We start from the raw sequence: 24,243 nt of genomic DNA on the forward strand, positions 1-24,243 counted from the left end.
CTGCACAGGCCGCCGCACACGGCGCTCCCTGCCCGAAGCCCAGGCACCGGTCACGACCCCGCCACGGCCCGAACCCAGATCCCCGGTCCCCAGAACCCGATCCCCGATCCCCGATCACAGCGGTGCCCCCTGCCCGAAGTCCGGTCGTCGTTTGGCGAGGAACGCGGCCACGCCCTCCCGTCCTTCCGCGGACACCGCGGCCTCGGCCAGCCGGCCGGCCTCCGCGTCGAGCTGTTCGTGCAGCCCGGTCGACATCGCCCCGGCGACCAGCCGCCGAGTCACCCCGTAGGCCCCCGTGGCTCCGCGCGCCAGCGCCCTCGCGGCTTCCGCGGCCTCCTCCCGGAGCCGTTCCGGCGCCACGACCCTGCTCACCAGCCCGATCTCCAGCGCCTCGGCGGCGGTGACCCTGCGGTTGGTGAGGAGCAGGTCCAGCGCCCGCTTGGGGCCGACGAGGCGGGGCAGCAGCCAGCTCACCCCCGCGTCCGGCGAGTACCCGATCCCGGTGTAGGCGGCCGTGAAACCGGCGTCGGCCGCGGCGAAACCGAGGTCGGCGGCCATGGCGAGCCCGAGGCCGGCACCCGCGACGGCGCCCTGCACTGCCGTGACCAGCGGCGCGTCGAGGCCGGTGAGGATCCGCAGCGCTCCGTGCAGCGCGTCGGTGACGTCGGTGAGATGCCCGGAGAGCCGCTCCCCGGGCAGCGCGCCGAACTCACTCAGGTCGCCCCCCACGCAGAAGGACGGCCCCTGCCCGGTGAGCAGCACGGCTCGCACCCGCGCCCGCTCACACTCCCGCGCGGCCTCCAGCAGCCCCCTGGCCATCGCCAGGTCGATCGCGTTGCCCGCACCGCGGCACAGCTCGACATGGGCCACTCCCGCGTCGTCGACCTCGACCGTGACCCTCATCGCGCCGTCCACCCGCCGTCCACGGTGAGCACCTGGCCGGTGCAGTACGCGGACGCGTCCGAGGCGAGGTAGAGCAACGCCCCGTCCAGTTCGCCCTGTTGACCGCCCCGCCCCAGCATCGTGCCGCGCTCCACCCATCGGCGTGATCGCTCGTCGGCGAAGAGGCCGTCGGTCATCTCCGAGCGGAACCATCCCGGGGCGAGTGCGTTGACGCGGATCCCGCTCCTCCCCCACTGTCCGGCCAGCTCACGTGTCAGGCCGACCAGGCCCGCCTTGGAGGCGGCGTAGGCCGCGCCGCCGAGCGGGGCGCCGGACACGAGCCCCAGCACGGACGACACGTTCACCACCGATTTCGTGCCGTCATGGTCGGAGGGTGTCTCGGCCAGCAGCCGGGCCAGGTGGAAGGGTGCCACCAGGTTCACTGCCAGGACGTCCGAGAAGTCCCCGGGGCTCTCGTCCTGCGCCCGTACGGCACCGGACGCCCCCGCGTTGTTGACCAGGACGTCGAAGCGTCCGCCGTCCTCCAGCACGGCCGCGACGAGCCGTTCGCGGTCCTCCTCCCGCGACACGTCGCACACGACGGGGTGGATACGCGGGTCGCTGTCGGCCAGTTCCCGCAGCCGGTCCGGTCGGCGGGCCGCCGCGTACACGGTGGCCCCGGCCTCGGCGAGGACGGCGGCGAACCGGGCGCCGAGTCCCGACGAGGCGCCCGTCACCACAGCGGTGCGGCCCCGCAACGAGAACAGGTCCGCGGTCGTGGCCGTCACCCTTCCACCCCGATCGGCAGTGCGGTCGCCCCGCCGTCCAGGACCAGTGTCTGACCCGTCATCCACGAGGACGCCTCGGACGCCAGGAACACCGCCGCGTGCGCCACGTCCTCGACCGTCCCCAGCCTGCGCAACGGCAGCTTCGCGGTCAGGATCGGCTCCCTCGGCTCCCACACGGCCCGGGCCAGCTCCGTCTTGATCAGACCGGGCGCGATGGCGTTCACCCTGGCCCGCGGCCCGAGTTCGTAGGCGAGCTGCCGGGTCATGTGGAGCATGGCCGCCTTGGTGGCGTTGTACCAGCCGATCTGGGGATCGACGACCAGCCCCCCGACGGAGGCGATGTTGACGACGGCTCCCCCGTGCTCCCGCATCCACGCCCGCCAGGCATAGCGCGTCCAGGCGACCATGCCGTACTGGTTGACCTGTACGGTCTTCTGCGCGCGCGGCAGGTCCAGGTCGATGAGCGGGCCCATGTACGGGTTGGTGGCCGCGTTGTTGACCAGCACGTCGAGCCGGCCGAAACGGGCCATGGTCTCCTCGACGCACCGCTCGGCGTCCTCGGGGGCGCCGGCGTTGGCGACCACCTCGCCCACCTCGCCGTCGCCCTTGACGCGCAGCAACTCCGCGCGGGCGGCGGCGAGTCCGTCCGGCTTGCGGGCGGCGATCACCACGTGGGCGCCCGCTTCCCGGTACGCCTTGGCGATACCGAGGCCGATGCCCCGCGAGCCGCCGGTGACCACCGCCACCCGCCCGTCCAGCACCTGTCCGTTCACAGCGACTCCTCCGGGTACTTGGCCAGTTCGTGCCGGGCGACCGTCCGCAGATGCACCTCGTCCGGCCCGTCCGCGATCCGCAGCGCCCGGGTGATCGCGTACAGCCGCGCCAGGACGGTGTCGTCGCTGACCCCGGCCGCCCCGTGCGCCTGGACCGCCCGGTCGACCACCCGGTGCGCCACCTCCAGCGCGGCCACCTTGATCGCGGCGACTTCGGTGCGGGCGGCCGCGTTGCCCGAGGTGTCCATCAGCCAGGCCGACTTGAGGACGAGCAGCCGTAGCTGCTCGATCTCGATCCGGCTGCGGGCGATCCACTCGCGGACGACACCCTGATCGGCCAGCGGGCCCCCGAAGGCCGTGCGGGTCAGGGCCCGGCGGCACATCAGCTCCAGGGCCCGTTCGGCGAATCCGACGGCTCGCATGGCGTAGTGCATACGTCCGGGGCCCAGGCGCCCCTGCGCCAGGGCGAATCCCTCTCCCTCGCCGCCAAGCATCGCGGACACCGGCACGCGTACGTCCTCGAAGAGCACGTCACCGTGGCCGCAGCGGTCGGTGTAGCCGAACATCGGCAGATCGCGCAGGATCGTGATGCCGGGTGTGTCACGGGGGATCAGCAGCATGCTCTGCTGTCGGTAGGTGGGCGCGTCCGGGTCGGTGACCCCCATCAGGATGATCAGCCGGCAGTCCGGGTCGAGGATCCCGGACGTGTACCACTTGTGGCCGTTGACGACGTACTCGTCGCCGTCACGGGTGATCCGGGTACGGATGTTGCGCGCGTCGGAGCTGGCCACCTCCGGCTCGGTCATGGCGAAACAGGAGCGGATCTCGGCGGACAGCAGGGGCCGCAGCCAGCGGTCCTGTTGCTCGGACGTGCCGAAGAGGGCCAGCAGTTCCATGTTGCCGGTGTCGGGGGCCGAGCAGTTGAAGACCTCGGGGCCGAAGACCGAGCGTCCCGCCAGTTCGGCGAGCGGCGCGTACTCGAGGTTGGTGAGGCCCGCGCCCCAGTCGCCGTGCGTGAGGAAGAGGTTCCACAGGCCCTCGGCGCGTGCCTTCTCCTTCAACTCGCGCAGGATCGGCGGCAGTCGGTGCGGGTCGTCGGCCTCGGCGATCTGCCGGTCGTGGACGGGCTCGGCGGGCAGGACGTACTCCTCCATGAACGCGGCCATACGCGAACGGAGTTCGTCGGCCCTCGGGGAGAGTCCGAATTCCATGGTGGCGCTCCTTCAGAGCCGTCGGGCGAGAATGTCGCGAGCTGAGCGGATCATCTCCGCGATGGTCGGCGGCAGCCGCTCCTGGTCGGGGTCGTGATGCCTGCCCTCGCGGTGTCGGCGCAGGTTGTGGCCCATGATCGCGGCCATCTTGGCGCGGGCCAGGGCACGGAACCAGTCCAGGTCAGGGGGTTCGGGACGACCGTCGAGGTAGGCGGTGAGCAGGTCCTCCTCGGTGGGCAGGCCGGGGACGGCGTGGCCGAGCCGGGGGAAGTTGCGGTGATCGGCGAAGAGCAGGAACCACGCGAGGTCGATGCGCGGATCGCCGTACGCCCAGATCTCCCAGTCGACGACGGCGGCCGGCCGCTCGCCCTGGCACAGGACGTTGCCGAGTCGGAAGTCGCCGTGGGTGAGGGCCGCGGGAGTGTTGTCGGGGACGCGTGCGCCCAGGGCGTTCACCACGTCCTCGCCTCCGGGGCGGAGCGCTGTCGGCACCGCCCGCATGGTGCGGCTCCATCGCTCCAACTCCCGTGCGGGGTCAAGAGGTTCGGAGGTCAACGTCGTCGGTGTCCGGTGCAGGTCCCGCAGCACGCGGGCCAGGGCCAGCATCCGGGTCCGGCACAGCCCGGGGTCGAGCCGGTGTTCGTCCAGGACCGGCTCGATCGCCTCGCCGGTCACGAACTCCATGGCGAACCAGGCCGGTTCGTCCTCGTCCACGGCGACGACGCCCGGCACGGGCACCGCCGACCCCGCGAGCGCGCCCAGTACCCGCGCCTGGCGCAGCATGTCGTTGCGGCCGACGGGACGCTCTCCCGGTGGCACCGCCTTCACGACGTACGACACCTCTCCCGCGGTGAGCGAGTAGGTGAGGCCGGAGTGGCCGCCGGGCAGGGTGCGCAGGTCGCCGAAGAGCGCACCGGGGTGCCGCTCGGCGAGTCGCTCGCGCACCCGCCGCCCGAGTTCCGTCACCTGCGTCGTCGTACTCAACTGCTTGCCCCCTTCGGTTCCTTGGGCAGCCGGAGCACGCGCTCGGCCAGGATGGTGTGCTGGATCTCGTCGCTGCCTCCGGCGATGCGGTAGCCCGGGGCGCCGAGCAGGTGCTCGGTCCAGGCGAACGTGCCCCACTCCCCGGTGTCGGCGGCCAGCCGGGGCCCGAGGAGCTGCTGGACGAGGTCGGTGGTGGCGCGCATGGTCGCGGTGGCGTGCAGCTTGCCGACCGAGGCCTCGGCGCCCGGTTCACGTCCGGCCGCCAGGGCCGCCGTCACCCGCAGTCCGATGAGCCGTTGGACGAGGGCCCGCACGAACAGGTCGGCCGCCTGCTGTCGTTCCCCGCCGGTGAGCGGGCGCGGCAGGTGCCGTGCCAGGTCCAGGGCGCGGTCGGCGTTGTCCAGACCGAGGCCGCCGGAGTCCAGGCGTTCGGCGGCCAGGACGGTGAGGGTCACCCGCCAGCCCTCGCCGACGGGACCGAGCCGGTCGGTGTCCGGCACCAGGACGTCGTCCAGGTAGACCTCGTTGAAGCTGCTACCGCCGGTCATCTGGCGGATAGGGCGTACCGTCACGCCGGGCGCGTCCATACGGACCAGGAAGACCGTGATGCCCGCGTGTTTGGGCACGTCGGAATCGGTACGGCAGACGGCGACGCCCCAGGTGGCGACGCGGGCGCCGGACGTCCAGATCTTGTGGCCGCGCAGCCGCCAGCCGTCGCCGTCCCGCACCGCCCGGGTGCGGACGGCGGCGAGGTCGGAGCCCGCCTCGGTCTCGGAGAACAGCTGACAGGCCAGTTCGTCGGTGCGGAGCATGGGGGGCAGCCAGCGCTGCTTCTGCTCCTGCGTGCCCCAGACGCGGATGGCGGGGGCGACGAGCTGCTGGGTGACCGGGAAGATCTCGGTGCGCCGTGGCACGTCGAAGGACGCCTCCTCGGCCCGGTACAACTGCTCGTAGTACGAGGGAAGTTCACGCCCCCCGTACTCGGGTGGCCAGTCCAGCGCGCCCCAGCCCTGGTCGTACCGGAGGCGTTCCCAGTCCCGTATGCGGTCGGTCTGGGCGCGTTCCTCGGCGTCGGTCCGGTTCTCGAAGACGGCCACCGAGTCGTCGCCGTGACCCCATTCCTGGTGTGCGGCGCGCTCTTTCGCCACGCCGGTCAGCCAGTGGCGGGCCTCGGCGCGGAACTCGGCGGGCTCGGGGATGCCGCTCATGGTGCCTCCAACTCAGGGCGCGGCCGGATCAGCGGGTCAGCACGGTGCAGGCGCTGACGCCCGGCGCCCCGTACACGTGGGTGAAGCCGGCCGACGGATCGCCCGGCACCTGCCGTTCGCCCGCCCGGCCACGCAACTGCTGTACGACCTCGTGGACCTGGCGCAGGCCGGAGGCTCCGATGGGTTCGCCGTTGGCGATGCAGCCGCCGTCGGTGTTGACCGGCAGGGAGCCGTCGATCCGGGTCGCCCCGAACGGGATGAGTGACTCCTGTTCGCCGTGTTCGCAGAACCCGCACTCGGCCATGTGCATCACCTCCGCGCCGCTCTCGGTGTCCTGGAGCTGGCACACGTCGATGTCCCTGGGTCCCAGCCCGGCCTCCTCGAAGGCGTGGTGGGCGGCGTCCGCGCTCACGCTCGTCGGCGTCCCGGGCGGCGCCCAGGGGCTGAACACCTCGAAGGAGCCGAACCGCCGGGTGCGTACCACGGCCGCCCGCAGCGCGACCGGCACCGATTCGAGTTCGCGGGCCACCGCGCGGCTGCACAGGATCAGTGCGACCGCGCCCTGGCCCGGGGAGCAGAACATGTACCGGGTCAGTGGGTCGTTGACCATGCCGGACGCCAGGATCTCGTCGGCGTCGAGCGGTTTGCGACGCCAGGCGTGGGGGTTGAGCACTCCGTTCGCGTACGCCTTCTCGGCGACCTGGGCGAGCGTGCGCGGACTGATGCCGTGGTCGTGCATGTACCGCTGGATCTTCATGGCGAAGAACTGCGTGGTGACCATGAGCCCGTCGTGGCCGTAGGCCTCGTCGAGTCCCCAGTCGGCGGGCCGCGGGTCGAAGGCGCCGCGCGGATGCTTGTCGAAACCGACGGCGAGAGCCACGTCCGCCGCCCCGGACCGGATCGCGTTGACGGCCGACACCAGGGCGCTGCCGCCGGTCGCGCAGCCGTTGCGCACATTGGTGAACGGCACCCCGGTCAGGCCGAGTTCGGAGACCAGCGTGTCGGCGTTGCCGGCCGCGTCGCTGCCGCCGTAGGCGGCCCGCACCCGCGACCAGGGAAGCCCCGCGTCGGCGAGGGCGGACCGCACGGCCCGCACGGCCAACTGGCGGCCGCTGTCCTGCGTACGGGCGAAGGAGGTGATCCCGGCGCCGCAGACGAGTACCTCCTCGCCGCTCATACGGCCACTCCCCTGGCCCTCGGCACGCCGTCTCCCACCGTGATCGTCACCGGCATGCCGATCTCCGCCTCCTCGGGCGGCACATCGAGGGCGGCCAACACCCGTACGCCCTCCGGCAGTTCGACGTATCCGACGGTGAACGGCGTGAATCCGGCGGCGGGCGGGACGTACGGCGGCGACTTGGGCGCGTACCGCTGCACGGTCCAGGTCCACAGCGTGCCCGCGCAGGAGAGGACGACCGGCTCGGCCGGCCCCCCGCAGCGCGGGCACGCCGGGCCCGCCGGATAGGTGGCCACCGCGCAGTCGGCGCACCGGGAGCCGTGCAGTCGGCTCCCGGTGTCCGGCGCGGTGCTCAGCGGCCCTTCCACTGCGGCTCCCGCTTGTCCAGGAACGCCGCGACGCCCTCCGCCGCGTCCTCGGAGTTGAGCATCACGCCGACCGCGAGGTGCTCCATGACCATCAGCGACTGGGTGTCGGCGTCGAGGCTCCGGTCGATGGTCATCTTGGTGATCCACATGGTGAACGGGCTCTTGTCGGTGAGGTTCGCGGCGAACTCCTCGACGGTGGCGTCGAGTTTGTCGGCGGGCGCCGAGGAGTTGATGAGGCCGAAGTCGGCGGCCTCGACACCGGTCAGCAGCTTGCCGGTGAGCATCAGCTCCTTGGTCTTGCGGATCCCGATCATGCGGGGCACCCGGTAGATCGGCCCCGCGCCGCCGTACAGGGCGCGGCGGATGTGGAAGTCGCCGATCAGGGCGTCGTCCGCGGCGATCGCGAAGTCGCAGGAGATCATCAGCTCGAAGCCGCCCGCGGTGACGTAACCCTCCAGGACGGCGATCGACGGCGTCTTCATCGAGTACAGCCGGTCGCAGACCTTCGCCGACAGCACGGCGACGTTGAGGGCGTTCGACTTGCCGACGAAATCGGCCTGGAGGCTGTCCAGGTCGAACCCGGAGCAGAAGGTGTTGCCGCGGCCGCGCAGGACCAGTACGCGCAGCTCGGGGTCCGCGTCGACCTCGGTGATGATCTCGTCCAGCCGTTCCAGGATCGGAACGGTCACGCAGTTCTTCTTGTGCGGGCGGTTCAGCCAGACCCGCGCCACATGACCGTCCCGCTCGAACTGGATCTCGTCTTCGACTGCCATGAGAACTCCTTCAACCTGAACTGAATTCAGTACGATTCTGGGGGCAGTGGTGCCCGCTGTCAATGGATCGGGAAGCGGTGACCCGTGAGGGATCAGTGAGCGAGACCGAGCAGGCCGGCCAGGCGCAGGCGATGGTCGTCACCGGTGCCGAACAGCGCCTCGTCGGCCCGCGCCCGGCGCAGATACAGATGTGCCGGATGTTCCCAGGTGAAGCCGATTCCACCGTGCAGCTGAACGTATTCGGTGACGGCCAGGCGATAGGCGCCGGTGCACACCACCGCCGCGGCGCTCGCGGCGACCGGCAGCTGCGATGTGCGCGACGCGAGACAGGCGTTCGCGTACGCCGACGCCGAGCGGGCGCCCTCGATCTCGACCAGTAGGTCGGCCAGCCGGTGCTTGACCGCCTGGAACGACCCGATGACCCGACCGAACTGAGTTCGGTGGGACACATACTCCAGGGTGGCGTCCAGAGCGTGCGCACACCCGCCGACGTGCTCGGCGGCCAGCGCCACCCGCCCGGCGTCGAGGACGGCGTCGACGATCGCCGGGACCTGCCCGGCCTCGCCGACCGGATGGGCCGAGGCCCCCCTCAGGCGGACGAGCGCTTGACGGCGGGTCGGGTCGAGGACGCGGCGAGCCGTGCGGTCGCAGGTCGCGGCGTCCGGCACGCAGGCGAACAACCGCTCCCCGTCCGGCGCGCGGGCCACGACCAGCAACAGATCGGCGCCCTCCCCGTCGAGCACGAAGTCGGCCTCGCCGCGCAGTACCCAGCCGTCTCGACCGTGCTCGGCCGTCACCCTGCCGGGCTGCGGAATTCCGGCGACGGTGGCCGTGAGCGCACCCGAGGCGATGCCGGGCAACCAGCGTTCGCAGGCAGCCCGGTCGCCACTGTCCAGCAGTGCCTGCGCCGCCAGTACGACGGTGGGCAGCAGCGGCACGGGGCACAGCGCGCGCCCCGTCTCCTCCAGGGCGACGGCGAGTTCGGTGAAGCCGTACCCGGCCCCGCCGTACTCCTCGGGCAGGGCGAGTCCGTGCACACCGATCTCGCCGGCGAGCCGGTCCCACAGCGCCCGACTGTGTCCGCGCGGGCTCTCGGCCTGTTCACGGACCTCCTCGGTCCCGCAGGTATCGGCGAGCAGGTCCCTCAGGACTCCTCGCAGTTGGCGCCGCTCCTCGGTCTCGAGCAGCAGCGCGGGATCGGCATCCAGCCTGAACATCCGAATCTCCCTCACACCGTGAACCGCCCACCATTGGCCAGCAGCACCGCGCCCACGAGGTTCGCCGCCTCCTCGCTCGCCAGGAACAGGGCGATGTCGGCGATCTCCTCCGGCGTGGCGTACGGGCGGACCCGCGGATCGGCGAACCCCTGCCGCAGCGCCGCGGGCGTCCGCTCCGCCATGCCCGTCCGGGTCGGCCCCGGCGCCACCGTGTTGACCCGGACGCCGAAGGCGATCGCCTCCTTGGCGACGGCCTGGCTCAGTGCGTGCGCGCCGGCCTTCGACGCCGCGTAGTGCGGATAGCCGGCCAGGGTGTCGAAGGCCGAGGAGGAGCCGACGGTGACGACGGCGCCCTTCCCGTGGGGCCTCATGACCCGCAGGGCGGCGCGCAGCACATGGAAGGTGCCGTCGAGATTGACCCGCAGGACCCGCCGCCATGAGTCGTCACCGAGTCTCCCGGTCACCTCGAGCGGCAGGTCGGCGAGCAGCGCCTCGGCGATCCACTCCTTGGCCGTGGGATCGTCGACCCCGGCCGCGTGCACCACCACGTCCAGGCGCCCACGTGTCCGTACCGGCTCGTCGAAGGCCCGGTCCACCTGGGCGGAGTCCGCGACGTCCACGGTCAGCGCGTGCGCGCCGGGCATGTCCTCGGTGACGGCCGCGACGGCCGAGCCGTCGATGTCCGCGGCGAAGACCTCCGCGCCCTGGGCGGCCAGCCGCCGGGCGGCCGCCGCACCGATGCCCGAGCCCGCGCCCGTGACCAGAGCGACGTGCCCCGCGAAGCGTCCTGCGCGCCCGCTGCCGTTGTCGTCGTCCATGCCGGGTCACCACCTCTCCGATCTACTGAACTGACTTCATTTTTGCTACCGTCTCACACATGTCAACAGGCGGGAACAGAGCGGTCCGACTGATCAGCTGGGGCGGCCCACCGGTCCTCACCGAGGTGCCGCGGCCCGTACCGACAGGCGAGGAAGTACTGGTGCGGGTGGAGGCGGCCGGGCTGTGCCGGTCGGATCTGCATGTCATCGACGCACCGCCGGGCGCGCTCCCCTACCGCACTCCGTTCACGCTCGGCCACGAGGTCGCGGGCCGAGTGGCGGAGCGCGGCGGGCGGGCCACGGGCCCGGCGGTCGGCGAGCGCGTGGTCGTGTACGGGCCCTGGGGCTGCGGAACGTGCGCGAGGTGCACGTCGGGTGCGGAGAACTACTGTGACCGGCGCCCTGCCCTCGACGGGGAGCGGGCCGGTACGGGTGTGGGGCTCGGGCGGGACGGCGGGATGGCCGACGTGCTGCTCGTCCCGTCCGGACGCCTGCTGGTCCAGGTGGGTGACCTGCCCGCGATCCAGGCGGCGCCGCTGACGGACGCCGGACTGACCGCGTACCACGCCGTGAACACCGTCGGGCGCTCCCTGCTCGACGGCGGGAGCGTGGTCGTGCTCGGCGTCGGCGGACTGGGTCATCTGGCCGTCCAGATCCTGCGGGCCACCACGACCGCGCGGGTGCTGGCGGTGGACGTACGGCAGCAGGCGCTCGCCCTGGCCGACGAGTGCGGCGCGCATTTCGGCACCCTCCTGCGACCCGACACCGCGGAGGTCCTCCGGGGCCGGACGGGCGGGAGCGGAGCGGACGCCGTGCTCGACTTCGTGGGCAGCCCGTCGAGCCTGGAGTGCGCGATCGGCGCGCTGCGGGCGGGCGGGGAGCTCGCCGTGGTCGGGAGCGGGGGCGGCGAGGTGGCGGTCCGCAAACCCGGTGCGCTTCCGCCCGGAACCCGGATCTCGTTGCCCTTCTGGGGGACCCTGCCCGAGCTGGAACGGGTCGTCGCGCTGGCCCGGGAGGGAACCCTCAGGGTGGAGGCCGAGCAGTTCGCGCTGTCCAGGGCGACAGAGGTGATCGAGAGGCTCCGCTCCGGCGCCGTACGGGGACGCGCGGTCCTCGTTCCCGACTGAGCTCCGCCCATCGCGACCGATGCTCGGCTCAGCCGTGAGTGCGGCTACGACCGGTCGCGACTGGCGACGACCGGTCCTGACTGGTTGCGACCACCCCCGTCGATCCGGCCGAAAGTAACGCCTCCACACCGCGGGACGCGCGACCCCTCGACTACAGAAGTGAGTTCAATTAGCGTCGCCTTGTCACTCGGCGATGCGAACACTACGCGAAGACGACGCGAAGGCGGTGGAGCCGGCCATGGAGACGGACACAGTGGATCTGCTGGTGATCGGCGGTGGAATGGCCGGCCTCTCGGCCGCCGCCCAGGTCGCCGCGGAGGGCGGTTCGGTGGCGCTGGTGGAGAAGGGGGACCGCACCGGCGGCTCCGCCCGCTTCGCCGGTTTCGTGTGGACCACCCCGACCGTCGAGGAGTTGCGCCGGGTCAACCCGGACGGCGACCCGGAGCTGGCCGCGGCCCTGGTGGGCGGGTTCGGCGAGGCAGTCGCATGGATACGGTCGCTCGGCGTGGAGTGCCGGCCGCCGGTGCCGGTGCTGGGTTTCGGCCGCGGGCACCAGGTCGACACCAACCACTACCTCGACACCTGCGAGCGACTGATCCGCGACCGGGGCCAGGAGGTGCTGACCAGCACCAGGACCCGCGCCCTGCTGACGGAGAACGGCAGGGTGACGGGGGCCGAGTGCCTGCTGCCGGACGGTTCCCCGCGCCGGATCGAGGCCACCTGGACCCTGCTGGCCACCGGCGGCTTCCAGGGCGATCCCCGGCTGCGCGCCGAGCACCTCCACCCTCAGGCCGCGGACATCGGGCTGCGCGCCAACCCGCACAGCCAGGGCGACGGGCTCGCGCTCGGCTCAGCCGTGGGTGCGGCGTTCGGCGCGAAGGACGCGGGCTTCTACGGGCACCTGATGCCGGCCGGCGTCTCGCTGGCCGACCCCGCGCGCTTCGTCGACCTCGCGCTCTACTACAGCGAGCACGCCCTACTGTTCGACACGACGGGCGAGCGGTTCGTCGACGAGACGGTCGGGGACCATCTCACCACCATGGCACTGCTGGAACGGCCCGGTGCCCGCGGCCTGCTGGTGGCCGACGCACGGGTGCACCGCGAGTGGATCAGCGCCTCGTACGTCGAGGGCATCCCCGGCGTGGACAAGTTCCAGTTGTGCCATCGCGCCGGCGCCCGCAGGGCGGTGGCGGACAGCCTGGAGGACTTCGCCTCGATGCCCGAGGAGTGGGGCTATCCCGGCGCCACGATCCGTGACCGCATCGAGGAGTTCAACGCGACCGTGAGCGCGGGCCACGCCACGAACCCCGGACGTCTGCTCGACGCCCGGCCACTGGACGAACCGCCCTTCTACGTCATCGAGGCCGCCCCGGCGATCACCTTCACCTTCGGGGGCCTGCCGATCGACACCTCGGCCCACGTCCTGTCCGGCGCTGCGGGAGAGGACGGACACGGGCGGGTCCCCGGCCTGCTGGCGGCGGGCGCCGACGCGGGGGGCCTGTACCGGCGTGCCTACGCGGGCGGCCTCGCCCCCGCGCTGGTGTTCGGTCTGGCGGCGGCCCGGACCGCGCTCACCGAATCACCCGAGGCGACCGCCGGACACTGATCCCGTCCGGGCAGACGGCACAAATCCCGTGCACGAGTCTTGCCCGTCCGGCGCCGCAGTGCCTAGCGTACTGAATTGAGTTCACTTTGACTCAATCGCGCGTCATGTGACCGCGCCGCCCACCGTGTGGCGCGAACCCGCTCTTCTTCGAGGGAGGGACTGTGAGTCAGTTCCTGCTTGTCCTGGTCAGCGGTGTGGCCAGTGGAGCCGTCTACGGCCTCATCGGCCTCGGGCTGGTGATCATCTATCGGGCCACGGACGTCGTGAACTTCGCGATGGCGTCGCTCGCGACCCTGGGCCTGTATGTGGCTGTCTCGCTGCACGACCGCGGTGTGGCGACGGTGCTCGGGCTGCTCGCCGCCGTCGCGGTGACCGTCGCGGCGGGCCTGCTGGTGCGCGAGACGGTGATCAGACCGCTCGGTCAGGGCCAGCTGTTCTCCGCGCTCGTCGTGACCATGGGCGTCTCGCTGGTGGCCGAGAGCCTGGCCGGGTCGATCTGGACCGACCAGCCGCAGTCCTTCCCCAGCCTGGTCGACGGGACGGTGCGCTGGTCCGGCGCGGCCGTGCCGGTGCAGAGCCTGCTGACGATCGGCGTCGCCGCGGTGGCGATGGCGCTCGTGGGCTTCCTGTTCTCGCGCACCACGCTCGGCTCGGCCATGCGCGCCGCCGCCGAGTCGGCCGAGACGGCCCGGGTCGTCGGCCTCGGCGCGCAGCGTCTGGCCCGCATCTCCTGGGCGCTCGGGCTCGGTCTCGCCGCGCTCGGCTCCTGCCTGTACGCGCCACGGTCCGGGCTGGTGCCCACCGCGCTCGTCGCCCCGCTGTTCCGGGCCTTCGCCGGCATCTTCCTGGGCGGCCTGAACAGCATGTACGGCGCGGTCATCGGCGGGCTGACCATCGGTGTCCTGGACAACATGGCGGCGAACTACGTCTCCGCCAGCTTCCGGGACACGTTCGTGTTCTCGTTCACCGTGCTGGTCCTGCTGATCCGTCCGCAGGGCATGTTCGGCACCCGCACCTTCCAACGGGTCTGAGGGGTCTCATCCCATGGTCTTCAACCGTTCCCTGCTGGCCAAGGCCGCCATGGGGCCGGCCGCCGGCGCGGTGCTCATGGCGTTCATGGCCGCCGGCGCGATCCCGGCGTACCAGATGTACTCGGTGGCGCTGGCGGCCGTGTACACCATCGTCGTCCTGTCGGTCGGCCTGCTCGCCGGCTGGTCCGGCATCTGGTCGGTGGGCCATCCCGCGTTCTTCGCGATCGGCGCCTACTTCGCCGCGTACGGCAGCTCCCACGACTGGCCACTGGAGGCGGTGATCCTCGGTGCCGTCGCCACCGGCGCCGCCCTGGGCGCTTTCCTCGGGTACGCGGGAGCCAGGTTCTCGGTGCTCTACATCGCCCTGCTGACCCTCGCCTTCACCACGGTGACGCTGGAAGTGGTCAACCGCTGGAGCAGTGTGACGGGTGGCGACCAGGGGGTCCCGGTGGTCCAGTTGCGCAGTGTGCTGGGCCTCGGCACGTTCCTCGGGGGCGGCACCGAGCCCCAGTACCTCGCGGTGGGGGCCGCCGCCGTGATCCTCGCCCTGGCCGTGCCGGCCGGCGCCTCGGGCCTGCGGATGCGGCTGGTGGCCGCCAAGTCGCATCCCATGGCCGCGCGTACGGTCGGTATCGCGCCGGAGGCCCAGTCGTCGCTGTCGTTCGCGGTGAGCGCGGCGTGCACGAGCTTCGCGGGAGTGCTGCTGGGCCTGATCACCGGGTTCGTCAGCCCGGACCCGTTCTCGCTCGCCTTCGGCATCTCGCTGATCGCGGCGTGTGTGCTCGGCGGAGTGGGCACCGTCCTCGGTGCCGTGGTCGGCGGCGTCTATCTGACCTGGAGCCCTTCCCTGTCGTCCACTGTCGGGCTGGCCCAGCCGGTGGTGCAGGGCATCGTGCTGATCGGGATCCTCCTGTTCCTGCCGGGAGGGGTCGTGCCGTTCCTCGCCGCCCCCGCGCGAAAGCTGCTGCAGCGGATGGGGCGACGGCGGGGCGTCCGGCAGCCGCACACCCCCGAGCCCTCCACGGACCTCTCGCCGCTTCAGCGCCCGGCCAAGGCAGAGGGTGACGGTGCGGCACTTCTACACCTGGAACACGTGTCCGTTTCGTACGGCGGGCTCAAGGCACTGGAGGAGGCCTCGCTGTCCGTGCGGCAGGACGAGGTGCTGGCCGTCATCGGGCCCAACGGGGCAGGGAAGACAACGCTGTTGAACGCGCTGTCCGGACTGACCGGCAACGGACGGGTGAGCGGGACCGCCGAGTTCGCCGGGCGACCGCTGCTGAAGGCCAGGGCGACCGCGCGGCGGCGGCTGGGCATCGGCCGCACCTTCCAGCACGCGGAACTCTTCTCCGAACTCACCGTCGCCGAGAACGTGTTGTGCACCCGACGCTGGATCACGGCCCAGGACCGGGCCATGGTCGCGCGGCTGTTGCACTCGGTCGGTCTCGCGGACGTGGCCGACCGTCGGCCCGCGGAGCTGCCCTTCGGTCTCCAGAAGCGCCTCGACCTCGCCCGGGCGATCGCCGAACAACCAAGACTGCTGATCCTGGACGAGCCGTTCGGCGGTCTCGACGCGGGTGAACGGGACCTGCTGGCACAGCACATCAGGCGGCTGAACGCGGACGGGACCTCGGTGGTGGTCATCGATCACGTCCTCGACGACCTGTTCTCCGTCGCCCACCGGGTGCTCGCCTTCGACTTCGGCCGCACCATCGGCGACGGCACCCCGGACACCGTTCTGCAGGATCCGAAGGTGCGCTCGTCCTACCTGGGGACGGTCGGCAACCGGGCCGGCCTGCCTGAGCGCGTGGGCGAACGGAGCATGATCCGTCTGCGCGGGATCGGCCACTCGTACGGCGGTGTGGTCGCGCTGCGGGACGTCGACCTCGACGTCCGACAGGGGACCGTGCTGGGTGTCGCCGGGGCCAACGGCGCGGGCAAGAGCACCCTGGCCGGCATCCTGCACGGCTCGCTGCGGCCCGCCCGCGGCGACCGGGAGCCGGGCGGAGCGGTCCGCACGAGTCTGGCGCCCGAGGGCCGGGCGCTGTTCAAGACCCTGACCCTGCGGGAGAACTTGGAGGTCGCCGCGTACGCGGCCGGCATCACCGGCGCGGACCTGCGGGAACGGATGGAGGAGACGACCGAGTGGCTGCCGGTGCGGCTGCGCGACCGGTTGTCCGCCTCCACCGCCGGACTGTCGGGCGGAGAACAGCAGATGCTCGCCATCGCCCGGGCACTGATCGTCCGGCCGGACGTCCTGATCGTGGACGAACCGGCGCTGGGGCTGGCGCCGGTCCTGGTCGACGAGGTCTACGACCGGCTGGTCAGGCTGGCCCACGACGGGCTGACGGTGGTTCTGCTGGAGCAACTGCTCAGCCGGGCCATGTCCGTCTGCCACGAGGTGGCCGTCCTGCACGAGGGCGTCGTCGCCGCTCACGGACGGCCGGGCGACCCGGCGTTCGCGGCGGTCGCGGAATCAGCGTATTTCAGTGGTGCTCCGACGGCCCCCGAAGCCGCCGTGCCCACCACCCGGACATCCCAAGTGAACTGACATCACGTCGCAAGCGAGGTACATCGTGTTCCGGAACATCAGAAAGACTCGCCGCACGGCGGGAACCGTCGCCGTCATGGCCGTGGTGGCGCTGACCGCCAACGCGTGCGGGGGGCAGGACTCCGCGGGCTCCGGCGGCGACTCGTCGGAGATCCACATCGGCGCGTGGCTCCCCCTCACCGGCGCCACCGCCCCGTACGGCGTGGGCGAGAAGGCGGGCGCCGACGCGTACTTCAAGATGCTGAACGCATCCGGCGGCATCAACGGACGCAAGATCCGGTGGACCGTCAAGGACAACGCGGCCGACCCGCAGCAGACCGTGCAGATCGCACGCGAACTGGTCGGCCAGGACAAGGTGGTGGCGATCGTCAACGCGAACGGCACCGCCCAGGCGGAGGCGGCCTTCCCGTTCGTCCTCAACCAGTCCAAGGTGCCGGTCCTCAACGAGGTGGGCGGCACCGAGGCCTGGTACAAGCCGCCGCGCCCCGGCCTGTTCGGCACACAGACCCTGTACGAGGACCAGGCAGCTGCGGTCGCGGCCTGGGCGGCGAAGGACGGCGCGAAGAAGATCCTCGTCGTGCACAGTGACCCGGCCGCGTTCGTGAACGTGGCCAAGCAGGTGGAGCCGGCGGCGAAGAAGGTGAACCCCTCGGTCGAGGTCGACCGGCTGGCGGTCAAGTACCAGACCACCGACTACACGCCGGTGATCAGCAAGGTGAAGGCCGCGAAGACGCAGGCGGTGATCCTGATCCTCACCTCCCCCGAGGCAGCCGCCTTCGTGAAGGAGGCCAAGCTGCAGGGCCTCTCGCTGCCCACCTACGCCTACGCGCCGGTGGCCGCGGAGTCCACGATCGCCCTGGCCAAGGACGCCGCCGAGGGTCTCAAGGCCGTCCAACTGGTCAAGGCGCCCTCGGACGCCGACCCCTCGGTGAAGGAGTTCCGCACCGCCATGGCCAAGTACGAGCCAGGGCAGACCGCCGGGTTCCTGGCCCTGTGGGGATGGAGCAACGCGAAGGTGTTCGCCGAGATCGCGAAGACCGTCAAGGGCCCGGTCACGGCCCAGTCGATCACCGCCGCGTACCAGAAGGCGACCAAGGTGGACCCGGGAGTGTCGCCGGTGATGAACTTCAGCGCGACCAACCACCTCGGCACCCGTGATGTGCAGCGAGTGGAAGTCAAGAACGGTGTCTGGACCTCGGTCGGCGACTTCTACACGCCCCCGACCCGCGACTGAGCGCCCACCTCGGCACGGTGGGCCGCAGCGCGACACGGGGGCCGCGCTGCCCCGCCGCACTCCCACCGCGCCGAGGGCTCGGGCGTCCCGTGAGCCCGGCCTCGGCGCCCTCAACTCCCTTGCTCCCCTTCCGGCTCCCCCCTAGCCTGATTTTGTGCCGCTAATAAACAAAGCCCGAACGCACACCGCCGTGCCGGGCGACACCCTCACCCGGCTCCGCATCGTCCTCACCGTCTTCTTCGCCCTCGACGGCTTCATCTTCGCCGGCTGGGTGGTACGGATCCCCGCCATCAAGAACCAGACCGGTGCCTCCGCCAGCACCCTCGGGCTCGCCCTGCTCGGCGTCTCGGCCGGCGCCGTCGTCACGATGGTGCTCACCGGCCACCTCTGCCGCCGCTTCGGCAACCACCAGGTGACCGTCGTCTGCGCCGTGCTGCTCTCGCTCAGCGTCGCCCTGCCCCCACTGACCCACTCGGCGCTCGCGCTGGGCGCCGTGCTGCTGATCTTCGGCAGCGCGTACGGCGGGATAAACGTCGCGTTCAACAGTGCCGCGGTCGACCTGGTACGCGCTCTGGGACGCCCGATCATGCCCAGCTTCCACGCCGCGTTCAGCCTCGGCGGCATGGTCGGCGCCGGCCTCGGCGCACTGGTCGCCGGTGTGCTCTCCCCCACGCGACACCTGCTCGTTCTCACGGCGATCGGTCTGCTCGTCACCGCCTTCGCGGGCCGTACGCTGCTGCGGATCCAGCCCCCGCCCCCGCCGCAGACCGTCCCGCGGTCGCCGTCGGCACCGCGCCGACCGGGGGCCCGCACTCGCCCCCTCGTGATCACTTTCGGTCTGATCGCGCTGTGCACGGCCTACGGCGAGGGGGCCCTGGCCGACTGGAGCGCCCTGCACCTGGAACAGGACCTCGACGCCGCACCGGGCGTGGCGGCTGTCGGCTACTCCTGCTTCGCGCTCGCCATGACCATCGGCCGTCTGACGGGCACGCGACTGCTCGAACGGCTGGGCCAGACACGCACCCTGGTGGTCGGCGGCACGACCGCCGCGGGCGGCATGCTGCTCGCCGCGCTCACTCCCTGGCTGTGGGCCGCGCTCGCCGGCTTCGTGATCACCGGGCTCGGTCTCGCGAACCTCTTCCCCGTCGCCGTGGAACGCGCCGGCACGCTGGCCGGCCCGGACGGCGTCGCGATCGCGTCCACGCTCGGTTACGGCGGCATGCTCCTCGGACCGCCCGCCATCGGCTTCATGGCCGACTGGTTCTCCCTTCCGGTGGCGCTGACCAGCGTCGCCGTACTCGCGGCGGTCGCCACCCTGATCAGTCTCACCGTCCTGCCCACGGCCCCGGCCGGACAGGCCCCGGCGCTTTCGCGAGACGAGTAGTGGGCCACCGGCCCCTTCCTCCGTAAGCCCCCTTGGAGCGCGCTCCATCCGGCACACTCACCCCATGGAGACTGCCGAGTTCGTAGCGATCCTGGACCGGGAGGGCCGGTCGCTGGCCACCGCCGCCGAGCAGGCCGGCACCGACGCGAAGGTGCCGACCTGCCCGGAGTGGCAGGTGCGCGACCTGCTGCGGCACACGGGTGCGGTGCACCGTTGGGCGACCGCGTTCGTCGCCGAGGGACACACGTCCCCCCGCCCCCTCGGGGGCCCGCCCGACCTGGACGGCGCCGCGTTGCTCACCTGGTTCCGGGAAGGACACGGACGCCTCGTCGACACACTCGCCGGCGCCTCGCCCGACGTCCGGTGCTGGCAGTTCCTGCCCGCCCCGTCGCCGCTGGCGTTCTGGGCCCGGCGGCAGGCGCACGAGACGGCCGTGCACCGCTTCGACGCCGAGTCGGCCAGGGGCGGCACGCCCACCGGGATCGGGCCCGCCTTCGCGGCGGACGGCATCGACGAACTGCTGCTCGGCTTCCACGCCCGCGACAGGAGCAGGGCGCGCACACCGGAGCCCCGGGTTCTGCGGGTGCGGGCGACGGACGCGGACGGCGCCGTGTGGACCGTACGACTGTCCCCAGAGCCGCCGGTGGCCCAGCGGGGCGATGCCGGACCCGGCGAGGAAGCCGACTGCGAAGTAGCCGGCCCTGCTGCGGAGTTGTATTTCGCGCTATGGAACCGAGTGCCGTTCCCCGCCGTGACCGGTGACACCTCGGTCGCCGAGTTGTGGAGGGCCAAGTCGGCCGTGTGATCTGGAGCCGAGCCCGGCTCAGTTCGTCGCCAGCATCCTCTTCAACACCGCGCGCTGTACGGGCAGCAGGTCACCGTGCAGCGCGCGCCCCTTGTCCGTCAGGGCCACCCGCACACCCCGCCGGTCCTCCGCGCACATCGCGCGCTCGACGAGACCGTCCTTCTCCAGCCGGGCGACCAACCGCGACAGCGCGCTCTGACTGAGGTGAACGCGCTCGGAGATCTCCTGCACGCGGTACGCGCACACGCCGTCCACCGGGCGCCCCTCGGACAGGACGTCGAGAACCTCGAAGTCACTGCCGCACAAGCCGTGTTGATGCAGTGCGCGGTCGAGTTCGCACTGGGTGCGCGCATGCAGCGCCAGGATGTCCCGCCACTGCTCCGCGAGCGCACGCTCGGCCTTCTTCGCCGCCATGGGCGCACCGTAGCAGAAAACCGAATTTGTTGCGCTGGAATTAAATGCAGTTGCATCGCATGCATGTGCATGTAGTGTCTGCGCCATGACCTCTCCGCTCACCACCTCCGCGGCCCCCTCCGCGACGGTTCGCTGGACGCCCCGGCTGTGGGGCACCCTCCTGGTGCTCTGCGCCGCGATGTTCCTGGACGCGCTGGACGTGTCGATGGTCGGCGTCGCCCTGCCGTCGATCGGCGCCGACCTCGGCCTGTCGACCTCGACCCTGCAGTGGATCGTCAGCGGTTACATCCTCGGCTACGGCGGCCTGTTGCTCCTCGGCGGACGGACCGCCGACCTGCTCGGCCGGCGTCAGGTCTTCCTGATCGCCCTGGGTGTCTTCGCGCTGGCCTCGCTGCTCGGCGGGCTCGTCGACTCGGGCCCGCTCCTGATCGCCAGCCGCTTCATCAAGGGCCTGAGCGCGGCCTTCACCGCACCGGCCGGCCTCTCGATCATCACCACGACGTTCCCCGAGGGCCCGCTGCGCAACCGCGCCCTGTCCATCTACACCACCTGCGCCGCCACCGGATTCTCGATGGGCCTGGTGCTGTCCGGCCTGCTCACCGAGGCCAGTTGGCGTCTGACCATGCTGCTGCCCGCACCCATCGCCCTGGTCGCCCTCGCCGCCGGACTGAAGCTGCTGCCGCGCAGCCCGCGCGAGAAGGACCACAACGGGTACGACATCCCCGGCGCCGTCCTCGGCACCGCGTCGATGCTGCTGCTGGTCTTCACCGTGGTCCAGGCACCGGAGGCCGGTTGGACCTCGGCGCGCACCCTGCTGTCCTTTCTGGCCGTCGCCGTCCTGCTCACCGTGTTCGTCCGGGTCGAACGGCGCTCGGCCGGCCCGCTGATCCGGCTCGGCGTACTGCGCTCCGGCAGCCAGATCCGGGCTCAGCTCGGTGCCATGGCCTTCTTCGGTTCGTACGTCGGTTTCCAGTTCCTGGTCACCCTGTACATGCAGTCACTGCTCGGCTGGTCGGCGCTGCACACGGCGCTCGCCTTCCTGCCCGCGGGCGCGCTGGTGGCGCTGTCCTCGACGAAGGTCGGCTCCTTCGTCGACCGGTACGGCACCCCACGGCTGATCGCGACGGGCTTCGCGCTCATGGTCGTCGGGTACGCGCTGTTCCTGCGCGTCGACCTCGACCCCGGGTACGCGGCCGTCATCCTGCCGTCGATGCTGCTCATCGGCGCCGCCTGCGCCCTGGTCTTCCCCTCGCTCAACATCCAGGCCACCAACGGCGTCGAGGACCACGAGCAGGGCATGGTCTCCGGGTTGCTGAACACCTCGGTCCAGGTGGGCGGCGCGATCTTCCTCGCTATCGTGACGGCCGTGGTGACCGCGGGCGCTCCCGAGAACGCCACCCCGCAGGCAGTCCTCGACAGCTACCGGCCCGGACTGATCGTGGTGACCGTGGTCGCCGCGGCCGGCCTGCTGATCACACTCTCCGGCCTGCGGACCACGCGAGGGGCACGACCCTCCGTCGTGATCGCCAAGTCCACCGCGAAGGAGACGGAGACTCGGACGGAGACGGAGACGGAGACGGAGCGCGTTGTCGTACGCGACTAGAGGTGCCTGAAGGGTCGTCTCGATGCCGTGCGCCCGGCGGGGCCTGCTTGCCCGCCGGGCGCGCCCCTGTGAGACTTCCGGGGGTGGAGACCTATGGGGGACGGCGCGGTCAGAGCGAGCGGGACGCGATCACTGTCGAGATCGGGTACGCGCTGGTCAGTGCGGCGTTCGCGGCTGCGGTCGTCTTCGGGGCGGTGGCCGGTCCGGCGCTGCTGTTCGAACTGCCGGGCACCGTGGAGCTTGTGCTGGTCCGCACCGCAGTGGTGCTCGCGCCCGTCCTCTTCCTCGCCCGGGTCGTCAGTGTGCTGGTCCGTTTCCGGAAGGCACCTCAGCCCAGCCAGCCCGGCCGCACCAGCCCCGACTCGTAGGCCAGCACCACGAGTTGGGCCCGGTCGCGGGCGCCCAGCTTGACCATCGTGCGGCTGACGTGGGTTTTCGCGGTGAGCGGGCTGACGACCAGGCGTCGGGCGATCTCCTCGTTGGACAGGCCGATGCCGACCAGGGCCATCACCTCCCGTTCCCGCTCGGTGAGTTCGGCGAGGGCGCCTGCGGCGGCCGGTTCCTTGGACCGGGCCGCGAACTCGGCGATCAGCCGTCGGGTGACACCCGGCGACAGCAGCGCGTCGCCACCGACCACCGCCCGTACGGCGCGCAGGAGTTCCTCCGGTTCGGTGTCCTTGACCAGGAAACCGGAGGCACCGGAGCGGATCGCCTCGAAGACGTACTCGTCGAGTTCGAAGGTGGTGAGCATGACCACCTTGACCTGCCCGAGCGCCGCGTTCTCGGTGATGCGCCGGGTCGCGGCCAGGCCGTCGAGGAGCGGCATGCGGATGTCCATCAGGACGACGTCGGGGCGCAGTTCGCGGGCGGCGCGCAGCGCCTCCTCACCGTCGGAGGCCTCTCCGGCCACCTCGATGTCCGGCTGGGCGTCGAGCAGCGCCCGGAAGCCGGCCCGCACCAGTGACTGGTCGTCGGCGAGCAGCACACGGATCACCGGTCCTCCTCCTTGACCTTCGACGGCAGCACCGCCAGCACCCGGAACCCTCCGTCTCCGCGCGGGCCCGCCTCGATGGTGCCACCGAGGGCGGCGGCCCGCTCGCGCATTCCGGCCAGACCGTTGCCACCGCCGCCCGCCTCGGCCCCGGTCGCCGGTCCGTCGTCGTCGATACGCAGCCGTAGTGCCCCGCCGTCGTGTGCGAGCCGCACCCGCGCGTGCCGTGAGCCGGAGTGCCGTACGACGTTGGTGAGGGCTTCCTGGACGATACGGAAGGCCGCGAGATCCGTCCCGGGCGCGAGGCGTGGCGGATCGCCGGTGACCTCGACGGTGAGACCGGCGCCCGCCGCCTGCTCCACCAGCTCGGGCAGCCGGTCCAGGCCGGGTGCCGGCGCACGCGGCGCGTCTCCGGGCGCGCGCAGTGTGCCGAGGACCTGGCGGACCTCGCCGAGCGCCTCCTTGCTTGCCGCCTTGATGGTGGTGAGCGCCGTGCGGGCCTGTTCCGGGTCGGTGTCGAGGAGCGCGAGGCCGACGCCCGCCTGCACATTGATGACCGAGATGCTGTGCGCGAGGACGTCGTGCAACTCACGGGCGATCCGCAGCCGCTCCTCGTCCGCGCGCCGACGGGCCGCCTGAGCGCGCTCCGCCCGCTCGCGGGCCCACTGCTCGCGTCGGGTGCGGGCCAGTTCCGAGACCGCGACGATCGCCACCGTCCAGGCGGCGATCACGATCTCCTCGTCCCAGGAGGCGGCCGGATCACCGGCGGGCGGCAGCCAGCGGTACAGCCAGTGCGCGACCAGGACATGCCCGGCCCAGAGCATCCCCAGCGCCGCCCACGCGGCTGAGCGGTGCCCCGCGACGACGGCGCTGAAGCAGGCCAGGGCGACGGCCAGGAACACCGGCCCGTACGGATATCCGGCGCCCAGGTAGACCATGGCCGCCGCCGCCGTGATGAACACGACGACCACCGGATACCGAAGCCGCCACAGCAGTGCTACCGAGGCCACCACCAGGAGCAGCCGCGCGAAGGGGGTGAGGGAGGCCCGCTCGCCCTCCTGCACGTGCGCCGCGAAGGTCGAGCCGGCGAGCACGAACACGGTGAGCAGCAGGGTGGAGAGCCAGGGCCACCGGCCGCTTCGCTCCCGCTCGTCCCAGCGGTTCCACCACGCCGGCCCGTTGCGCCACCATCGGGGCGCCCCGCTGCCGACCGCGGACCTCTCGTGCTCGTCCATGACGGCCACGCTAGACGCCCGCGGTCCCGGTGGCGTCCGCCGAACGCGGTGATCAGACGTACTCCC

23 protein-coding genes are annotated in these 24,243 nt (G+C 71.8%); 9 read left to right on the forward strand and 14 right to left on the reverse strand.

What is annotated here, in order from left to right:
* Positions 1–114: 114 nt before the first annotated feature.
* The 11 genes from ABZ027_RS35795 to ABZ027_RS35845 form a co-directional block, all read right to left on the reverse strand.
* A complete protein-coding gene (locus ABZ027_RS35795; RefSeq protein ID WP_356775825.1) occupies positions 115–903 on the reverse strand; it encodes an enoyl-CoA hydratase-related protein in 789 nt (262 codons plus the stop codon).
* Entirely contained in the window at positions 900–1,670 is a 771-nt protein-coding gene (locus tag ABZ027_RS35800) for an SDR family oxidoreductase (protein WP_356775827.1), read from the reverse strand. Before ABZ027_RS35800 ends, ABZ027_RS35795 begins: the two co-directional genes overlap by 4 nt.
* A complete protein-coding gene (locus ABZ027_RS35805) occupies positions 1,667–2,443 on the reverse strand; it encodes an SDR family oxidoreductase (RefSeq protein WP_356775829.1) in 777 nt (258 codons plus the stop codon). The genes ABZ027_RS35800 and ABZ027_RS35805 overlap by 4 nt, the downstream gene beginning before the upstream one ends.
* Complete coding sequence (locus ABZ027_RS35810; protein ID WP_356775831.1) at positions 2,440–3,654, reverse strand: acyl-CoA dehydrogenase family protein; 1,215 nt, start codon at positions 3,652–3,654, stop codon at positions 2,440–2,442. The genes ABZ027_RS35805 and ABZ027_RS35810 overlap by 4 nt, the downstream gene beginning before the upstream one ends.
* Positions 3,655–3,666: 12 nt before the next feature.
* Positions 3,667–4,638, reverse strand: coding sequence for a phosphotransferase family protein (locus ABZ027_RS35815; protein WP_356775833.1), 972 nt, complete (start codon positions 4,636–4,638; stop codon positions 3,667–3,669).
* A complete protein-coding gene (locus ABZ027_RS35820) occupies positions 4,635–5,846 on the reverse strand; it encodes an acyl-CoA dehydrogenase family protein (RefSeq protein ID WP_356775835.1) in 1,212 nt (403 codons plus the stop codon). The genes ABZ027_RS35815 and ABZ027_RS35820 overlap by 4 nt, the downstream gene beginning before the upstream one ends.
* A 28-nt stretch (positions 5,847–5,874) precedes the next feature.
* Complete coding sequence (locus tag ABZ027_RS35825; protein WP_356775837.1) at positions 5,875–7,023, reverse strand: thiolase family protein; 1,149 nt, start codon at positions 7,021–7,023, stop codon at positions 5,875–5,877.
* Positions 7,020–7,391 (reverse strand): OB-fold domain-containing protein, encoded by a 372-nt coding sequence (locus ABZ027_RS35830; protein WP_356775839.1) that lies wholly within the window; start codon positions 7,389–7,391, stop codon positions 7,020–7,022. The genes ABZ027_RS35825 and ABZ027_RS35830 overlap by 4 nt, the downstream gene beginning before the upstream one ends.
* On the reverse strand, positions 7,376–8,164 hold the full coding sequence (locus tag ABZ027_RS35835) for an enoyl-CoA hydratase/isomerase family protein (RefSeq protein ID WP_356775841.1): 789 nt from the start codon (positions 8,162–8,164) through the stop codon (positions 7,376–7,378). Before ABZ027_RS35835 ends, ABZ027_RS35830 begins: the two co-directional genes overlap by 16 nt.
* Before the next feature lie 92 nt (positions 8,165–8,256).
* Positions 8,257–9,381: an acyl-CoA dehydrogenase family protein gene (locus ABZ027_RS35840; RefSeq protein WP_356775843.1), complete on the reverse strand. Its 1,125-nt coding sequence runs from the start codon at positions 9,379–9,381 to the stop codon at positions 8,257–8,259.
* Between the two features lie 11 nt (positions 9,382–9,392).
* Positions 9,393–10,199, reverse strand: coding sequence for an SDR family oxidoreductase (locus ABZ027_RS35845; protein WP_356775845.1), 807 nt, complete (start codon positions 10,197–10,199; stop codon positions 9,393–9,395).
* Positions 10,200–10,258: 59 nt separating this feature from the next.
* Between ABZ027_RS35845 and ABZ027_RS35850 the strand changes: the two genes are divergently transcribed.
* The 7 genes from ABZ027_RS35850 to ABZ027_RS35880 all read left to right on the forward strand — a co-directional run bounded on the left by ABZ027_RS35850 (position 10,259) and on the right by ABZ027_RS35880 (position 19,934).
* On the forward strand, positions 10,259–11,326 hold the full coding sequence (locus tag ABZ027_RS35850; protein WP_356775847.1) for an alcohol dehydrogenase catalytic domain-containing protein: 1,068 nt from the start codon (positions 10,259–10,261) through the stop codon (positions 11,324–11,326).
* Between the two features lie 238 nt (positions 11,327–11,564).
* Positions 11,565–12,932: an FAD-dependent oxidoreductase gene (locus tag ABZ027_RS35855; protein ID WP_356775849.1), complete on the forward strand. Its 1,368-nt coding sequence runs from the start codon at positions 11,565–11,567 to the stop codon at positions 12,930–12,932.
* A 161-nt stretch (positions 12,933–13,093) separates the two neighbouring features.
* Positions 13,094–13,963 (forward strand): branched-chain amino acid ABC transporter permease, encoded by an 870-nt coding sequence (locus ABZ027_RS35860; RefSeq protein WP_356775851.1) that lies wholly within the window; start codon positions 13,094–13,096, stop codon positions 13,961–13,963.
* 13 nt (positions 13,964–13,976) lie between these two features.
* Positions 13,977–16,511, forward strand: coding sequence for an ATP-binding cassette domain-containing protein (locus ABZ027_RS35865; protein ID WP_356775853.1), 2,535 nt, complete (start codon positions 13,977–13,979; stop codon positions 16,509–16,511).
* Between the two features lie 76 nt (positions 16,512–16,587).
* Positions 16,588–17,745 (forward strand): ABC transporter substrate-binding protein, encoded by a 1,158-nt coding sequence (locus ABZ027_RS35870; protein ID WP_356775855.1) that lies wholly within the window; start codon positions 16,588–16,590, stop codon positions 17,743–17,745.
* Positions 17,746–17,935: 190 nt separating this feature from the next.
* Complete coding sequence (locus ABZ027_RS35875; RefSeq protein WP_356775857.1) at positions 17,936–19,129, forward strand: MFS transporter; 1,194 nt, start codon at positions 17,936–17,938, stop codon at positions 19,127–19,129.
* A gap of 64 nt (positions 19,130–19,193) precedes the next feature.
* Positions 19,194–19,934, forward strand: coding sequence for a maleylpyruvate isomerase family mycothiol-dependent enzyme (locus ABZ027_RS35880; protein ID WP_356775860.1), 741 nt, complete (start codon positions 19,194–19,196; stop codon positions 19,932–19,934).
* A gap of 18 nt (positions 19,935–19,952) precedes the next feature.
* Here ABZ027_RS35880 and ABZ027_RS35885 read toward each other — a convergent pair whose 3' ends face one another.
* Positions 19,953–20,348: a MarR family transcriptional regulator gene (locus tag ABZ027_RS35885; protein WP_356775862.1), complete on the reverse strand. Its 396-nt coding sequence runs from the start codon at positions 20,346–20,348 to the stop codon at positions 19,953–19,955.
* 85 nt (positions 20,349–20,433) lie between these two features.
* On the opposite strand from ABZ027_RS35885, the gene ABZ027_RS35890 reads away from it, so the two are divergent.
* Positions 20,434–21,951 carry an MFS transporter gene (locus ABZ027_RS35890; protein WP_356775864.1) on the forward strand — a complete coding sequence of 506 codons (1,518 nt, stop codon included), beginning with the start codon at positions 20,434–20,436 and terminating at the stop codon, positions 21,949–21,951.
* Positions 21,952–22,034: 83 nt separating this feature from the next.
* A complete protein-coding gene (locus ABZ027_RS35895; protein WP_356775866.1) occupies positions 22,035–22,319 on the forward strand; it encodes a DUF6332 family protein in 285 nt (94 codons plus the stop codon).
* Here the strand turns inward: ABZ027_RS35895 and ABZ027_RS35900 are convergent.
* Positions 22,280–22,945, reverse strand: a complete 666-nt coding sequence (locus tag ABZ027_RS35900; protein WP_356775868.1) for a response regulator transcription factor — start codon at positions 22,943–22,945, stop codon at positions 22,280–22,282. The genes ABZ027_RS35895 and ABZ027_RS35900 overlap by 40 nt on opposite strands.
* Positions 22,942–24,177 carry a sensor histidine kinase gene (locus ABZ027_RS35905; protein WP_356775870.1) on the reverse strand — a complete coding sequence of 412 codons (1,236 nt, stop codon included), beginning with the start codon at positions 24,175–24,177 and terminating at the stop codon, positions 22,942–22,944. Before ABZ027_RS35905 ends, ABZ027_RS35900 begins: the two co-directional genes overlap by 4 nt.
* Positions 24,178–24,243: the final 66 nt, after the last annotated feature.

Source organism: Streptomyces sp. NPDC006332, assembly GCF_040612855.1.
Taxonomy (GTDB): domain Bacteria; phylum Actinomycetota; class Actinomycetes; order Streptomycetales; family Streptomycetaceae; genus Streptomyces.

What these genes read in the sequence shown, in the direction of transcription:
- ABZ027_RS35795 (WP_356775825.1), bottom strand. Translation starts at nt 903, where the DNA reads ATGAGGGTCACGGTCGAGGTCGACGACGCGGGAGTGGCCCATGTCGAG.
- ABZ027_RS35810 (WP_356775831.1), bottom strand. Translation starts at nt 3,654, where the DNA reads ATGGAATTCGGACTCTCCCCGAGGGCCGACGAACTCCGTTCGCGTATG.
- ABZ027_RS35820 (WP_356775835.1), bottom strand. Translation starts at nt 5,846, where the DNA reads ATGAGCGGCATCCCCGAGCCCGCCGAGTTCCGCGCCGAGGCCCGCCAC.
- ABZ027_RS35825 (WP_356775837.1), bottom strand. Translation starts at nt 7,023, where the DNA reads ATGAGCGGCGAGGAGGTACTCGTCTGCGGCGCCGGGATCACCTCCTTC.
- ABZ027_RS35835 (WP_356775841.1), bottom strand. Translation starts at nt 8,164, where the DNA reads ATGGCAGTCGAAGACGAGATCCAGTTCGAGCGGGACGGTCATGTGGCG.
- ABZ027_RS35840 (WP_356775843.1), bottom strand. Translation starts at nt 9,381, where the DNA reads ATGTTCAGGCTGGATGCCGATCCCGCGCTGCTGCTCGAGACCGAGGAG.
- ABZ027_RS35845 (WP_356775845.1), bottom strand. Translation starts at nt 10,199, where the DNA reads ATGGACGACGACAACGGCAGCGGGCGCGCAGGACGCTTCGCGGGGCAC.
- ABZ027_RS35850 (WP_356775847.1), top strand. Translation starts at nt 10,259, where the DNA reads ATGTCAACAGGCGGGAACAGAGCGGTCCGACTGATCAGCTGGGGCGGC.
- ABZ027_RS35855 (WP_356775849.1), top strand. Translation starts at nt 11,565, where the DNA reads ATGGAGACGGACACAGTGGATCTGCTGGTGATCGGCGGTGGAATGGCC.
- ABZ027_RS35865 (WP_356775853.1), top strand. Translation starts at nt 13,977, where the DNA reads ATGGTCTTCAACCGTTCCCTGCTGGCCAAGGCCGCCATGGGGCCGGCC.
- ABZ027_RS35870 (WP_356775855.1), top strand. Translation starts at nt 16,588, where the DNA reads ATGGCCGTGGTGGCGCTGACCGCCAACGCGTGCGGGGGGCAGGACTCC.
- ABZ027_RS35880 (WP_356775860.1), top strand. Translation starts at nt 19,194, where the DNA reads ATGGAGACTGCCGAGTTCGTAGCGATCCTGGACCGGGAGGGCCGGTCG.
- ABZ027_RS35885 (WP_356775862.1), bottom strand. Translation starts at nt 20,348, where the DNA reads ATGGCGGCGAAGAAGGCCGAGCGTGCGCTCGCGGAGCAGTGGCGGGAC.
- ABZ027_RS35890 (WP_356775864.1), top strand. Translation starts at nt 20,434, where the DNA reads ATGACCTCTCCGCTCACCACCTCCGCGGCCCCCTCCGCGACGGTTCGC.
- ABZ027_RS35905 (WP_356775870.1), bottom strand. Translation starts at nt 24,177, where the DNA reads ATGGACGAGCACGAGAGGTCCGCGGTCGGCAGCGGGGCGCCCCGATGG.